The organism is Salinigranum halophilum, assembly GCF_007004735.1.
Classification (GTDB): Archaea; Halobacteriota; Halobacteria; order Halobacteriales; family Haloferacaceae; genus Salinigranum; species Salinigranum halophilum.
In genome coordinates, this window is sequence record NZ_SSNL01000003.1 from 93,992 (window position 1) to 106,646 (window position 12,655).

The following is a 12,655-nucleotide window of genomic DNA, read 5'->3' on the forward strand; positions in this document are numbered from 1 at the left end:
CTCCTGATTTAGTGTCTCTCGTGCGCGTCGCGTGTGCGACGGCAGGCCGTGTCGCTCACGACCCACGTCCACTGACGCTCCGGAGCGTCTCCCCCGTGTCGCCTCCGGCGTCTCGGTGTCGCTCGGCCGACACTCTCCGATTCTTAAAATAATTTGAAGTACTCCCCCGTGCAACTCCGCCTGTCCTGTTGGACCACAGGACGCGCTCGGATGGTTTCGTCGTCACCCTCCCCGGGTACTGGGACCATCTGACCTCTCCTCTCCCTTTCGACCCGCTGAGGCTGCCCGAAGCCGCCGCCACCGCCTCCCGACTCGACTCTCGATTCGGCACCCCTTTCAGCCTCGGCGGCGTCGAGACGGCTATGAAACACGGCTCGCACGACGGTGTCTCACGACCACTCGCTGAGGTGCCCTGACCATGCCACGTAAAGACGAGTACTACAACCGGGCCAAGCAGGAGGGCTACCGCGCTCGCTCGGCGTACAAGCTCAAACAGCTCGACCGCGACGCCGGCCTGTTCGGTCCCGGCAACACGGTCGTCGACCTCGGTGCCGCTCCGGGCGGGTGGCTCCAGGTGGCCGCCGAGGCGGTCGGCCCGCAGGGACGCGTGGTCGGCGTCGACCTCCAGCGCATCAAGCCGCTGGACGACCACGACAACGTCGAGACCGTCCGCGGCGACATGACCGACGAGGAGACCCGTGCTCGTATCACGGAACTCGTCGGCGAGGAGGGTGCGGACGTCGTCATCTCGGACATGGCACCGAACATGACCGGCGAGTACTCACTGGACCACGCCCGCTCCGTCCACCTCGCGCGACAGGCGTTCGAGACCGCGTTGGCAGTGCTCGCGACCGGCGGCGACCTCGCCGTGAAGGTGTTCGACGGCCCCGACGTCGCCGACCTCCGAAGCGAGATGGACGCGGAGTTCCAGTACGTCCGGTCGATTCGCCCCGCCGCCTCTCGCGACGCCTCCTCGGAGCAGTATCTCGTCGGCAAGCATCGCATCACGGCACCGGTCCGCGAGGGGGACGAACTCGCGGTCGACATCGAGGACGTCGGCAGTGAGGGCGACGGTATCGCCAAGGTGGACGGCTTCACGCTGTTCGTGCCCGGCACCGAGACGGGCGAGACGCTCCGCGTGCGGGTGACGGACGTGAAACCGCGGTTCGCCTTCGCGGAACGGCTGGACTAACCGTTCTCTCTCGGGCCGTGGCCGGGTTCGATGATGAGGTCGAGCCCCAACTGTGTCGAACACTCGCCCCGCCACGCCCCGCGACACCGACCGGTCGCGACGATGTCGGTAAACGACGTGTAGCTTCCGCAGTTCGGGCACCGTACTCCCCGCTCCATCGCGTCGTCCTCGGAGAGACGGATTCTGCGGCAGTCGGGCATACGTGGGCTACGTTAGCACTGGTGATAAACTAGCCCGGCGTTTCGGTCGGAGACGCGACGACGGAACGCCGTAGCGACCCGCTCTCTCGGGAGGCGGTCACTCCACCGTCCACGGGTTGGCCGGCTCTTCGTCCGTCCCGTCGCTCACGAACCGCACGACTGCGTAGACGAACGGCGTGTCGACGAGCGCGATGAGTAGCTTCAGGAGGTACTGACCGACGACGAGCGCGACCAGCACCGAGACCGGGAGCGCCTGGCCCGTTCCGAGCAGGGTCGGGGCGGCGAAGAAGGCGATGGAGACGAACAGCACGGTGTCGATGGCCTGCGAGGTCGCCGTCGACCCGATGTTCCGCAGCCACAGGTAGCTCCCCTCCGTGCGGTCTCTGAGCGCGTGGAACACGAGGACGTCCCAGTTCTGGCTCACGACGTACGCGAGCAAGCTCCCGGCGACGATGTTGGTGCTCGCGCCGAGGACGGTGGCGAACTGTCCGGGGTCGACGCTCGTCGGCGCGGCGGGCGCGAGGATGGTGCTCCACACCAGCGCGAGGAGCACGAAGTTCATCACGAAGCCGACGTTGACGAGCACCTGCGCGTCGCGCTTCCCGTACAGTTCCGCGTAGCAGTCGGAGGCGAAGAAGGTGAGCGCGTACGCGAGTGCGGCCCCGGGGAGGAACACCGTCGACCCGACGGGACCGACGGAGACGGGCAGCGGGACCGCGAGCACCTTCGAAGCCGTGAGCTGAGCGGTGACGAGCGCCGTGACGAACAGCGCGACGAGCGCCGTCCGGGCCGTCCGCCGCCTACTCATCGTCGATTCGTCCGTGTCGTTCGTCGATCTCGTCGAGGAGGTCCAGCGTCTTCCGAATCGACGCCCGGATGGCGTCGGAGCGGTTGACGAACTTCTTGTCGTCGCCGACGTGTTCGTCGAGGTCCGCGAGCAACTCGTCGGGCACTTCGACGCTTATCTTGGCCATACTCGCGGATTCGCACGCGAATACTTACGGGCTTCGCACCGCGGCTAGACCTCTGCTGTCCGCGGCTTCGCCAGGTTCCGCCGCCCACCGAGGGTGATGACGTAGAGGATTCCCAGCCCCGCGCCGTACGCCGCCATCAGAGGGACCGTGACGAGGAACATCGTGATGATGTCTGCGGGGGTAAACAGCGCCGCGAAGGTGAGGATGCCCACTGTCACTTCGCGCCACCGCTCTCGCATCATCCGGTAGCTGATGCCGGCGGTGTTCAGAAGCACCATCAACACGGGGATGTCCGCCAGCAGGCCGATGCCGGCGGTGGTGAAGAAGATGAGCCAGAAGAAGTTGGTGATGCGGTAGGCGATGATCATGTTCGACTGGACGGCGTCGGCGACGAGGAACGAGATGATGGTCGGCGCGACGTAGCCGTAGCCGAGTGCGAACCCACCCAGGAGCCCGGCGGTGAGCGCGCCGGCCCAGCCGAAGATGACGCGCCGGCGTCGGCGGACGATGTTCCGCTCGCGCAGGGCGGGCCACGCGTAGTACGCGATGACCGGGAGTGTCACGAGGGCGGCGATGAGCGTCGAGAACTTCACCTGGAAGATGAGCGCCTCCATCGGGTGGAGGGCGACGACGGTGATGCTCTGGTCCGGCTGCACCGCTGCCGGCAGTTGCGACAGGAACTGGTCGAAGACCTCACCGATGCCGCCCGTGTAGAGCCAGCCGAACACCGCCGCGAGGGTGATGCCGAAGACGGCGGCGATGCGGAACGACCGGGAGGTGATGGAGTCGAAGACGAACGCGATCTCGTCGTAGTAGCCGCCGACGTCGTCCTCGTCTTTCTCCCCCTCGGTGAGTTCCGAGAGGAACGTCCCCGTCGCACGCGAGGTGCGGTCGGTCACGTCTTCGACGGGGTCCGACTCCGGTTCCGCCGCGTCCTCACCGGCGTCTTGCTCCGCTTCGGCGTCGTCGAAGCGGTCGAGGATGGCGCGCGCCTTGTCCTTGTCGCCCGCTTCCATCGCCTGGCTCGACAGTCTGAGCGCCTCGGACTCTTCCATCTCGGCGAACGCCTCCGGCGGCGCGGCACGGACGCCCATCGCGTCGAGTTCCGAGAGGTCGATGTCCGCCGGGTCGCCGACGCGTCCGGGGGTAGCGCTCCCGGCGAGGGCGGTGATGTCGGTGTAGACGAAGTACATCGCGGCGAGCACGAGCGCGACGAGGCCGGCGGCGACGACGGACGCGTACAGCAGCGTCGTCTCGGGGGCCACGGCTCGGTAGTCGGAGCCGGCGGCGACGAGCAGGTCGTTCGCCGCGGTGATGCCTCCGTAAGTGAAGAAGCCGTAGGCGGCGACCCCGCCGAGGACGGCGACGCCCGCGAGCAGGTTCCACCGGGTCGTGAGCGTCCGTCTGAGGTCGAGGCGGTCCGAGCCGCGGCGGGCGGTCACGACGACCTTCGCGAGGTACAGCGAGAAGCCGTACAGCACGATGACGGGCGTCGCCCAGAGCACCTGCGTGAAGGGGTCCGGCGGGGTGAATAGCGCGCCGGCGAGGAAGATACCGGCGACGGCGTGGCGCCACTTGTCCCTGAACGTCTCGTAGGGGACGATTTCGGTGTACGACAGGCCTGTCATCACCAGTGGAAGCTGCGTGGCGAGGCCGAACGAGACGGTCAGGAGGAAGATGAACTGCGCCCACTTGACGATGGAGTACGTCGGTGCGAACCCCGCGGCGATGGCGTTGTTCGCGAGGAACGCGAAGGTAAAGGGGAAGAACACCAGGTAGCCGTAGGCAACGCCGAGGACGAACAGCACGACCATCGCCGCGAGGATGGTGACGAGTTTCCAGGCGGGCACCGGAGACGAGGGCCAGAGGTTGCGGTCGCGGAGGGCGTCTCGCGAGAAGTAGATGAACGGCGGGATGCCGAAGAGGACGCCGACGACCAGCCCGATTTTCGCCTGGAGGAGGATGACGTCGAACGGTGTCTGGGCGATGATCTCGACGCTCTCGGCCGTCAGCGAGTTCATCTTCGCCTCGGTGACTCCCTTGAAGAAGTCCCAGATGTACAGCCGGAGCGCGTAGAACGTCCCGAGGAAGCCGACGAGGAAGACGATGAACACCTTCTGGAGGTCCTTCTGCGCCGCTCGCAGCATCGCACCCGCCGTCTCCCGTCCCTGTGCGATGGTCTGGCGAGTGTCCTCGTCGAGCGCGCTAGACATAGGTGTTGGAAGTAAGTTGGCCGTTATCAACCTTTTTCATCATGACGGCTCACCCGCGAGCCGATGGAAAAAGGCCTATAACCGCCCGGTGGCCTACTCCGAATGAATGGGTGACGATTCGGAGTCGCACGGGTCCCGACCCGACCAGGAGGGCGACTCGGCGGCCGACACTGACGCGGTGGTCGAAGCCGACCCCGCGTCGCAGGCCGACCCCGAGGAGCGCTCGGACTCGGTATCCGAACCCACAGACGACACGCCCGATGCCACCGATGGCGAGTCGGTGACCGACGAGAGGGCCGACGAGGCGCTCGACGGTGTCGACGACTCCGACGACGGCTCGAACGGCACCGACTGGACCACCTACGCGGCCGGCGACCGCGACGAGGACGGAATGCCGAACCCGACGCCGCCACCGGCCGACTTTTCGGAGCCGGTCGACGCCACCGAGGACGGCGACACCGACGCCAACAACGCCAACGCCAACAACGCCGACTTCGACTTCGGCGCGCCGCAGGTCGACGACCGCGTCGAGGCGGACGAGGAGGGGGTCGACGCGTCGGCCCCCGCGGCCGCCGAGACGCCGCCCGTCGTCGAATCGGACGGGACTGCCGACGCTCGGGACGCTCCGGCGTCGGGCGCTGCGGTCGCCGACCCCACCGGGACCGAGGTGGAACCCGCATACGACCCGACCCCTGCGGACGAGGACGACGACTTCTTCGACGGTCCAGACTCGGACGTGGAGATGCCGCTCGCGGACCACGTCGAGGAGATGGTCCGACGGCTGGGAATCGTCTTCCTCATCGCGGGCGTCGTCGGCGTCGTCGTCTTCCCCATCGCCGACGACCTCGTCAACTTCCTCTGGAACACTCACATCCCCGGCGCGACGACAATCGAGTCCCGACGGCCGCGGCTGTACGGTCCGCTGGAACTCATCCTCACCGAACTGAAGGTCGCCGGCCTCGCCGGGTTCGTCGTCGGTCTCCCCGTCTTCGTCTATCAGACGTATCGGTTCATGCGCCCCGGGCTCTACCCCAAAGAGCGGAAGTACTACCTCGCGGCCGTCCCCACGAGCCTCATTCTCGCGTTCATCGGCGTCGCCTTCGCGCACTTCGTCGTCCTTCCGGCCATCTTCGCGTACTTCACGTCGTACACCATCGGAACCGCCGTCATCGCCTTCGGCCTCAAGGAGACCTTCGGACTCATCCTCGTGCTGATGGGCTACATGGCGCTCGTCTTCCAGATTCCGCTGTTCATCATGCTCGCCATCATGATGAACCTCGTCACGCGACAGTGGCTCGCCGAGAAGCGCCTGCTCTTCTGGGGTGGGTTCCTCGGCCTCTCGTTCCTGGTCTCGCCGGACCCGACCGGGATGGCACCCATCATCGTCGCGGCGACGATGATTACGCTGTTCGAGGGAACGCTCCTGCTCTTGCGCTGGGTCGACCGCTGACCCTTCCGTTCTCTCCGCTATCGGGGCCAGCGCGTTCGCTCGTCACCGGCGAGCGTTTATATACGATGTCGCGGCCACCGGTGAGCGTGCGCTGACCGACGCCACAGGGTGCTCCGCGGCCGTGCGGCACACCGCCCTGTGTCGAGTGCCCGTGCCGCCTGTTCGCTTCTGTCGTCACGTGGTCGTCTGTCCGTGACCTACACCCGCTCTGGTGTCGCGCGCTCCGGCCGCTCCCTCGACGCGGCGCTTCAACGCTACGTTCATCGCCTCGAACCCGCGCTGGGTCCCTGCGCGCACGACTCGCCCGGCGAGCGGCGAGAGCACCCCCGTGAACACCTCCGCGTGAGTCAGCGCCGTCCGGTTCCCACCGTCGAGTGGTTCGAGGACGAACCGGTGTTCACCGTCGAATACGCCCGGCCGGAGGAGGTGACCGAGCCACCGGAGGTCACGGCCGGGTTCGACCCGCGTCACCGTCGGTCTGAACCGCATCGTCCGGCCGCCAGGGGGCGTGAGTTCGACGTGGAGCCGTGCGTTCTGCGTCGGGCGCCCCGCGACCCGTGCGAACGGGTTCCACTCGTGGTAGTGGTCGAAGTCGGTGAGGACCTCCCACACGCGTTCGGGCGGCGCGTCGATATCGATGTGCGTGACGAGTTCCATACGTTCTCAATCGACGTCTCAGGACGTGAAGCTGCCGTCTGTGGTGACCGTGGGACGCCTCGTCGTCGCCGACTCGTCGCACGGAAACGCTCATCGCACTCCGTGTCATAGGCCGCCACATGGCTACGGTACTCCTCGTCCGCCACGGCGAGACGACGTGGAACCGGAGCGGGCGCGTCCAGGGGTGGGCGCCGACGCCGCTCACGGAGCGGGGGCACGAGCAGGCCGCCGCGCTCGGTGCGCACCTCGCCTCGACAGTCGACGTCGACCGACTCGTCTCGTCGGACCTCAGGCGGGCTCAGGAGACCGCACGATACGTCGCCCGCGAGACCGAGAGCGAACTCACCACCGACGCCGCCTGGCGCGAGCGCGACTTCGGGTTCCTGCAGGGCTTCTCACCCGCGGAGGTCTTCGAACAGTATCCGGAGTACGCCCTCTCGGTCTCGGGTGCGGCGGCGGCGACCGCCCGTCCCGACAGTGGTGAGACGCTCGTCGAGGTGCGCGACAGGGTACTCGACGGGTGGGAGCGGTTACGGGTCGACCTGACCTCGGACGAGACTGTCGTCGTGGTCGCTCACGGTGGCCCGAACCGTCTGCTCCTCGGGTCGTTGTTGGGCTACGACGTCGTCGGCTCCGTTCTCGACATCGACCAGCACAACTGCGCGATAAACGAGATATACGCCTCCGACCCGCGCGTGGTCCGCCGGAACGACACTCGCTATCTCCCCGATGGGCTCGCGGTCGGCTCGGAGACCGTCGCGTAGCGCTCCTGCTCTCAGTCGTCCGAGGGGTACTCCTGTGCGAACACGTCCTCGACGAGTGGCTCGTCCTCGCTTTCGGGACTCACGCTCCCCGTCCGGTACCCTTCGAGGTCGAGGGTCACGTGGTCGAAGCCGAGTTCGGAGAGGTGTTCGTTCGCCGCCTGCGCGAAGTCCGGGTCGAGCGCTCTGTCGAGTTCGTCCGTCCCGATCTCGATACGGGCGAGGCCGTCGTGGTCGCGAACGCGGAACTGCGAGAAGCCCCACTCGCGCAGGAGCGCCTCGGCACGTTCGACGCGCGTGAGGCGCTCCTCGGTGACCTCGAGGCCAGTCGGGATGCGCGAGGAGAGACAGGCCATCGCCGGCTTGTCGGCCACCGACAGTCCGTAGGTGTCGGCGATGGCGCGTACCTCCTCTTTGGTGATTTCGTGAGCCAGCAGCGGCGAGAACACCTCTAACTCCTCGACGGCACGGAGACCCGGCCGGTGTCCCTCGCCGGGGTCCGAGGCGTTCGTCCCGTCGCAGACGGTGTCGATGCCGAGGTCGCGGGCGGCGTCGTACATTCGCCCGAGGCGCATCGTCCGGCAGTGGTAACAGCGGTCACCGTCGTTCTTCACGAAGTCCGGGTTGTCGAGTTCGGAGAACTCGACGACTTCGTGGCGGATACCGATCTCGTCGGCGACCCGCCGCGCTTCGTCCAGCTCGGCGTCGGGGAGGGTCTCGCTCTTGGCCGTACACGCCACGGCGTCGTCGCCGAGTGCGTCGCGTGCGAGCGCGGCGACCACGCTGGAGTCGACACCGCCCGAGAAGGCGACGAGGACGCCCGCTCGCTCTGCGAGCGCGGCCCGCACCGAATCGGCCTTCGCTTCCGTCGCGGCCGTTGTCATGCCCTCCCGTACCTGGCCGAGCGTCAAAAGCGACGCGACTCGTTCCCTCCTGAGCGACCCGCAAGGTTTTGTCGGCCGGGGCGATACCACCACGCGAATGGACCTCACGGCGATCTCGGGCATCGGCGAGAAGACCGCGACGGCGCTCGCCGAACTCGACGACCCCGAGCGAGCGCTCCGCGCCGGCGACGTCGCGACACTCGCCGAGGCCCCGGGTATCTCCGAGGGGCGTGCCGCCCGCATCGCCCGCGCGGCGATCCGCCACGAACACGGCGACGACGGCGGTTTTCTCGCGACCGACAACGCCGCCGCCGTCTACCGCGACGTCCTCTCGCTCTTGAAACGTCGGACCGTGACGGACTACGCCGCGAAGCGCGTCGAGACGTTCTTCCCGACCGCCTCTCGGTCCCGCATCGACGAGGTTCGCGCCTTCGTCGCCGAGGCGGTCGACCGAACGCCCGACGACGCCGTCCTCGATGCGCTCTCCGACGTCCGACCCCTGCACTCGCCCGCACCGGTCCGCGTCCGCGAGCGCTGTCTCGCCACCCTCGATGCGGAACGATACGCCGAGGCGAACGACGCGTTCCCCGAACTCTCCGTCGAAGTCGTCGACGACGCCCGCGGCCTCGCGGAACTCGCCCGGTCGTACTCGACGGTCGTCGCACTCGACGAGACGTTCGCCGGCGTCGACGTCACCGGCGACGTCCGCGTCCGTCCCGACGCGTTCGAGTGTCCCGACGAAATCGTCCCCGAGCGCGTGCTCTCGGTCTTCGCCGCGAACCGCGAGTCCATCTTGGCCGCCGCGGCCGTCCACGAGGCGGCCGACGAGACCCCACCCTGTGACCTCGACCGACTCCGCGCGGCGCTGGACCGCCTCGACGAGGACGGCACCCCGGCCGGCGACGCGGAACTCGACCGCCTCGTCCGTGCCGTCGACGACCTCGACGCGTCCGTCTCGACGGCGAAGTCGGTCGCCAACGACCGCCTCCGGGACGCTATCCGCGAACGCGACGTCACCATCGAGGGGACGGACTTCCTCTCGCTCGTCGAGCAGGGTGCCCGCATCGACTCGCTGCTCTCGCGTGAACTGGCCGACGAGTACGACGCGGCCGTCGACGCCGCCCGCGACCACCTCGTCGACGCCCTCTCCCTCGACGAGAACGAGGCCGAACTCGCCCGGCGCGCCTTCGGCGGTGACCCCACGTTTCCCGTCGAACGGCGCGACGACGCCGTCTCTCGGCTCCGAACGGAGCTGACGGCCGCCCGCGATCAGCGCGCCGAGCGGTTGAAACGCGACCTCTCGAGCGACCTCTCGGACCTCCGCGACCCCGTCGAGACCCTGGTTCGAGACGCGCTCGAACTCGACGTCGAACTCGCCATCTCGCGCTTCTCCCGCGACTTCGACTGTACGGTCCCCGAGTTCTGTGCGTCGGGGTTCGCCATCGAGGGCGGCCGCTCCCCGCTGCTCGACGTCGCCTTCGACGACGTCGACCCCGTCGACTACGGCGTCGAGGGCGTGACGCTCCTCTCGGGGGTGAACTCCGGGGGGAAGACGTCGACGCTCGACCTCGTCGCGCTCGTCGTCGTCCTCGCACAGATGGGCTTTCCCGTCCCGGCCGAGTCGGTCCGCCTCTCCCGCTTTTCCGAACTGCACTACTACGCGAAGTCGCAGGGGACGCTCGACGCGGGCGCGTTCGAGTCGACGCTCCGCGACTTCGCCGGGGTCGTCGACGGCGCGTCGGACCGGCTGGTGCTCGTCGACGAACTCGAATCCATCACGGAACCCGGCGCGTCGGCGAAGATCATCGCCGGCATCCTCGAAGCCCTCGACGAACAGGGGTCGACGGCCGTCTTCGTCTCCCATCTGGCGAGCGAAATCCGCGACGCCGCCACCTTCGACGTCGCCGTCGACGGCATCGAGGCGGTCGGCCTCGTCGACGGGGACCTCGTGGTGAACCGCTCGCCGGTGAAAGACCACCTCGCCCGGTCGACGCCCGAACTCATCGTGGAGAAACTCGCCGGAAACGACGAGACGGGCTTCTACGCGCGACTGCTGGAGAAGTTCTGAGTCGGCGGTTCAGGTGCCGCTGGTCCGTCCGCCCGACGCCACGTGGAGCGAGTAGGTGATGAGCGAGAGGCCGGCGAGCTGGAGCAGCCGGACGACGAGCCGAAACACGCTCTGGAACGACAGCGAGACGACGTGGAAGGCGATCATCCCCTGCCCGACGATGGCCAGGAGGTAGGTGACGCCGAACAGGAGGACCATCCCGGCCGAGAGGTACCGCATCGCCGGCTCGTCGTTGCGGCGGAGGCCGCGGTACGCCTGGTAGCCGATGTAGAGGCCGACGAGCGCCGACCCCGTCGACGCCGCTCCTGCGAGCAGACCGACGAGCGACTCGTTCCCGAGCATCAGCGTCAGCATCGGAATCGGCATCAGAACTTCCCCCACAGGCGCGTCAGTTCGTCGGCGACGTCCGTCTCGGTGCGCTCGACTGACCAGTGCAAGTCGCCGTCTCGGACCGACAGTTCGAACCGTTCGAGCGCCGTCACGTACACCGTTTCGTGGTGGCCGTCGCTCCGCGGGCGGGTCCGCTCGCGGAGTAGGTCGGCGTCGACGAGGCGGTTCGTCCGGCGGTAGATGGCCGACACCGACACGTCACACCGCTCTGCGAGTTCCGCCGCCGACAGGGGCTCGTCGCTCGTCGCGACCAGTATCGACCGGACGTGGTCGTCGTCGAACAGGCTGACGAGGGTCCCGAGCTCCGGCTCTTCCGCCACGGGTTCATCGCTCATGGCACGGTGAAATAAATCGTCCGCCGACGGCAGCCACACCTCTCGTTCCGTCGTGGTTCGTCGGCTGGCGGCTCCGACGCGGGCCGGGACGGTCATCGGGCCCCCCCCAAGCCGACGCTGAACAGGCCCCGACCCGTCGTCGACGTCGACCCGGGGGCGAACGCGAGGACCAGCCTGGTCGCCGGTCGGCGCTCGCCCGCCTCGGCGGGGTCGGCCGCGTCGTCGACGTCGTCGGGGTCGAACACCACGACGTCGGGGACGTCACGCACGTCCACGGTCACGGTGTCGCCGGGAGCGAGTCGCTCACGCTCGGTGGGGAGCGACCGGTCCACCGGCCGCGTCCACCGGTCGTCCACGTCCGCGTCGAACCGGAGCGCGAGCGCGGCGGTCGGAACCGACTCGCCGGCCTCGTGCCGGAGCCGGACGGTCCCGGACTCGCTGTCGCGGCCGTACCCCCACGTGACCTGCGGCGGGTACGGCGGGTCGACGTCCGCCGGCTGGATTCCTGCTTCCGGTGGGATTCGACCTTCGACGGTGACGAGTCGGCCGTCGACCCGGAAGTCCGTGTTCTCTACCTCCCGCGTGAGGACCGTCCCGGTCTTGCTCCGGCGGCGAAGCTCCGCCTCGGGTGGCGTCTCACCGTCGGGGTAGCGGAACGTCCGGACGTGGTACGCCACCGCACCGTCGAAGCGGAACCCCTCGCAACTCGCCCACGTCCGTTCGTCGTTCGGGGGGACGTACTCCACCATCCGGCTCTCGCCGACCGCGTCGGTCACCTGTCCGAACGTCCCGCTTTCCTCGTGGTAGCGGGGGAGGCGTCCGTCGTGCGCGTCGACGAGCGCCTCGACGTTCGGCCGGTCGTGGACGCGGTGACTCGCCCAGACGAGCGCGCCGTCGGTCACCACCGCGCGTCGCCGGACGTCCGACCGGACGAACACGTCGCCGCCCTCGTGCGTCCCGTCCCGTCGGTAGCCGCTCTCGGTGAGTGTCACCTCCGCCGCCGCCGGGTCGACACCTTCGAGCACCGTCCCGAACGGCGTCCTGAGCAGCCGGTCGTAGTTCGCGTAACCGACACCGAAGGAGTCGAGTTCGGTCGGCCGTCTGAGGAGGAACGCGTAGTGTGCGTCGTCGAGGCCGACGGCGGCCGGCGCGGGGAGCCAGCGACGATATGTCGGTGCCGACGCGGGCGGAACGTCGACGCGGCCGAACCGCTGTGCGGAACCGAGCGGCGGGACCGCCGACGTGCACCCGGCAACGAGCGTCGTGAGGCCGGCGGTGAACGCGCCGGCACCCTGTCGGAGCAGGGCACGGCGCGTCGTGTCGTGCGTGGAGGGAGCGTCGTCGGGAACCATCGTCACCACACCCTACTGGTGCCGCCAGTATCAGGGTGGGTGATGGACCGCACCGTCGCGCAGGCCGGCGAAACGTTGATATACGTCCTCGGAGGCTTCGCAAGCGGCCGTCCGCACGTCCCGCCGCGTCGTCCACTGTCAGGGCCTGGCAAACGGTTAAGTAGCCACCGAAGCGAGGT

The 12,655-nt window shown here is 68.4% G+C and carries 13 protein-coding genes; 4 read left to right on the forward strand and 9 right to left on the reverse strand.

From position 1 onward, the window contains the following. Nucleotides 1–418: 418 nt before the first annotated feature. Nucleotides 419–1,192 carry a 23S rRNA (uridine(2552)-2'-O)-methyltransferase gene (locus E6N53_RS05000; protein ID WP_142857416.1) on the forward strand — a complete coding sequence of 258 codons (774 nt, stop codon included), beginning with the start codon at nt 419–421 and terminating at the stop codon, nt 1,190–1,192. On the opposite strand, the gene E6N53_RS05005 is transcribed toward E6N53_RS05000, so the two are convergent. The 4 genes from E6N53_RS05005 to tatC form a co-directional block, all read right to left on the reverse strand. Further along, entirely contained in the window at nt 1,189–1,392 is a 204-nt protein-coding gene (locus E6N53_RS05005) for a hypothetical protein (RefSeq protein ID WP_136589884.1), read from the reverse strand. The genes E6N53_RS05000 and E6N53_RS05005 overlap by 4 nt on opposite strands. Before the next feature lie 97 nt (nt 1,393–1,489). Next, entirely contained in the window at nt 1,490–2,200 is a 711-nt protein-coding gene (locus E6N53_RS05010; protein ID WP_136589883.1) for a queuosine precursor transporter, read from the reverse strand. Further along, a complete protein-coding gene (locus E6N53_RS05015) occupies nt 2,193–2,366 on the reverse strand; it encodes a ribbon-helix-helix domain-containing protein (RefSeq protein WP_136589882.1) in 174 nt (57 codons plus the stop codon). Before E6N53_RS05015 ends, E6N53_RS05010 begins: the two co-directional genes overlap by 8 nt. A gap of 44 nt (nt 2,367–2,410) precedes the next feature. Further along, nucleotides 2,411–4,579 (reverse strand): twin-arginine translocase subunit TatC, encoded by a 2,169-nt coding sequence (gene tatC / locus E6N53_RS05020; RefSeq protein WP_142857418.1) that lies wholly within the window; start codon nt 4,577–4,579, stop codon nt 2,411–2,413. Nucleotides 4,580–4,685: 106 nt separating this feature from the next. Here tatC and E6N53_RS05025 point away from each other — a divergent pair, with 106 nt between their 5' ends. Next, nucleotides 4,686–6,029 (forward strand): twin-arginine translocase subunit TatC, encoded by a 1,344-nt coding sequence (locus tag E6N53_RS05025; RefSeq protein WP_142857420.1) that lies wholly within the window; start codon nt 4,686–4,688, stop codon nt 6,027–6,029. A 174-nt stretch (nt 6,030–6,203) separates the two neighbouring features. On the opposite strand, the gene E6N53_RS05030 is transcribed toward E6N53_RS05025, so the two are convergent. After that, entirely contained in the window at nt 6,204–6,686 is a 483-nt protein-coding gene (locus E6N53_RS05030) for an SRPBCC domain-containing protein (protein ID WP_142857422.1), read from the reverse strand. Nucleotides 6,687–6,805: 119 nt separating this feature from the next. Between E6N53_RS05030 and E6N53_RS05035 the strand changes: the two genes are divergently transcribed. Further along, nucleotides 6,806–7,450 carry a histidine phosphatase family protein gene (locus E6N53_RS05035; protein WP_142857424.1) on the forward strand — a complete coding sequence of 215 codons (645 nt, stop codon included), beginning with the start codon at nt 6,806–6,808 and terminating at the stop codon, nt 7,448–7,450. A gap of 11 nt (nt 7,451–7,461) precedes the next feature. Here E6N53_RS05035 and larE read toward each other — a convergent pair whose 3' ends face one another. Next, nucleotides 7,462–8,331, reverse strand: a complete 870-nt coding sequence (larE, locus tag E6N53_RS05040; protein WP_142857426.1) for an ATP-dependent sacrificial sulfur transferase LarE — start codon at nt 8,329–8,331, stop codon at nt 7,462–7,464. A gap of 97 nt (nt 8,332–8,428) precedes the next feature. Here larE and E6N53_RS05045 point away from each other — a divergent pair, with 97 nt between their 5' ends. After that, nucleotides 8,429–10,399 (forward strand): helix-hairpin-helix domain-containing protein, encoded by a 1,971-nt coding sequence (locus E6N53_RS05045; RefSeq protein ID WP_142857428.1) that lies wholly within the window; start codon nt 8,429–8,431, stop codon nt 10,397–10,399. Between the two features lie 9 nt (nt 10,400–10,408). Here the strand turns inward: E6N53_RS05045 and E6N53_RS05050 are convergent, their stop codons facing one another. The 3 genes from E6N53_RS05050 to E6N53_RS05060 all read right to left on the reverse strand — a co-directional run bounded on the left by E6N53_RS05050 (nt 10,409) and on the right by E6N53_RS05060 (nt 12,476). Beyond that, nucleotides 10,409–10,765, reverse strand: coding sequence for a DUF7521 family protein (locus E6N53_RS05050; protein WP_236642306.1), 357 nt, complete (start codon nt 10,763–10,765; stop codon nt 10,409–10,411). Next, complete coding sequence (locus tag E6N53_RS05055) at nt 10,765–11,124, reverse strand: winged helix-turn-helix domain-containing protein (RefSeq protein ID WP_142857430.1); 360 nt, start codon at nt 11,122–11,124, stop codon at nt 10,765–10,767. Before E6N53_RS05055 ends, E6N53_RS05050 begins: the two co-directional genes overlap by 1 nt. Before the next feature lie 92 nt (nt 11,125–11,216). After that, a complete protein-coding gene (locus E6N53_RS05060; RefSeq protein WP_142857432.1) occupies nt 11,217–12,476 on the reverse strand; it encodes a hypothetical protein in 1,260 nt (419 codons plus the stop codon). Between the last annotated feature and the right edge of the window lie 179 nt (nt 12,477–12,655).

Excerpts from the sequence above, each read along its gene's own strand:
- E6N53_RS05030 (WP_142857422.1), bottom strand. The coding sequence starts at position 6,686 with ATGGAACTCGTCACGCACATCGATATCGACGCGCCGCCCGAACGCGTG.
- tatC (WP_142857418.1), bottom strand. The coding sequence starts at position 4,579 with ATGTCTAGCGCGCTCGACGAGGACACTCGCCAGACCATCGCACAGGGA.
- E6N53_RS05055 (WP_142857430.1), bottom strand. The coding sequence starts at position 11,124 with ATGAGCGATGAACCCGTGGCGGAAGAGCCGGAGCTCGGGACCCTCGTC.
- E6N53_RS05000 (WP_142857416.1), top strand. The coding sequence starts at position 419 with ATGCCACGTAAAGACGAGTACTACAACCGGGCCAAGCAGGAGGGCTAC.
- E6N53_RS05035 (WP_142857424.1), top strand. The coding sequence starts at position 6,806 with ATGGCTACGGTACTCCTCGTCCGCCACGGCGAGACGACGTGGAACCGG.
- E6N53_RS05010 (WP_136589883.1), bottom strand. The coding sequence starts at position 2,200 with ATGAGTAGGCGGCGGACGGCCCGGACGGCGCTCGTCGCGCTGTTCGTC.
- E6N53_RS05025 (WP_142857420.1), top strand. The coding sequence starts at position 4,686 with ATGGGTGACGATTCGGAGTCGCACGGGTCCCGACCCGACCAGGAGGGC.
- E6N53_RS05045 (WP_142857428.1), top strand. The coding sequence starts at position 8,429 with ATGGACCTCACGGCGATCTCGGGCATCGGCGAGAAGACCGCGACGGCG.
- E6N53_RS05060 (WP_142857432.1), bottom strand. The coding sequence starts at position 12,476 with ATGGTTCCCGACGACGCTCCCTCCACGCACGACACGACGCGCCGTGCC.
- E6N53_RS05015 (WP_136589882.1), bottom strand. The coding sequence starts at position 2,366 with ATGGCCAAGATAAGCGTCGAAGTGCCCGACGAGTTGCTCGCGGACCTC.
- E6N53_RS05005 (WP_136589884.1), bottom strand. The coding sequence starts at position 1,392 with ATGCCCGACTGCCGCAGAATCCGTCTCTCCGAGGACGACGCGATGGAG.
- E6N53_RS05050 (WP_236642306.1), bottom strand. The coding sequence starts at position 10,765 with ATGCCGATTCCGATGCTGACGCTGATGCTCGGGAACGAGTCGCTCGTC.
- larE (WP_142857426.1), bottom strand. The coding sequence starts at position 8,331 with ATGACAACGGCCGCGACGGAAGCGAAGGCCGATTCGGTGCGGGCCGCG.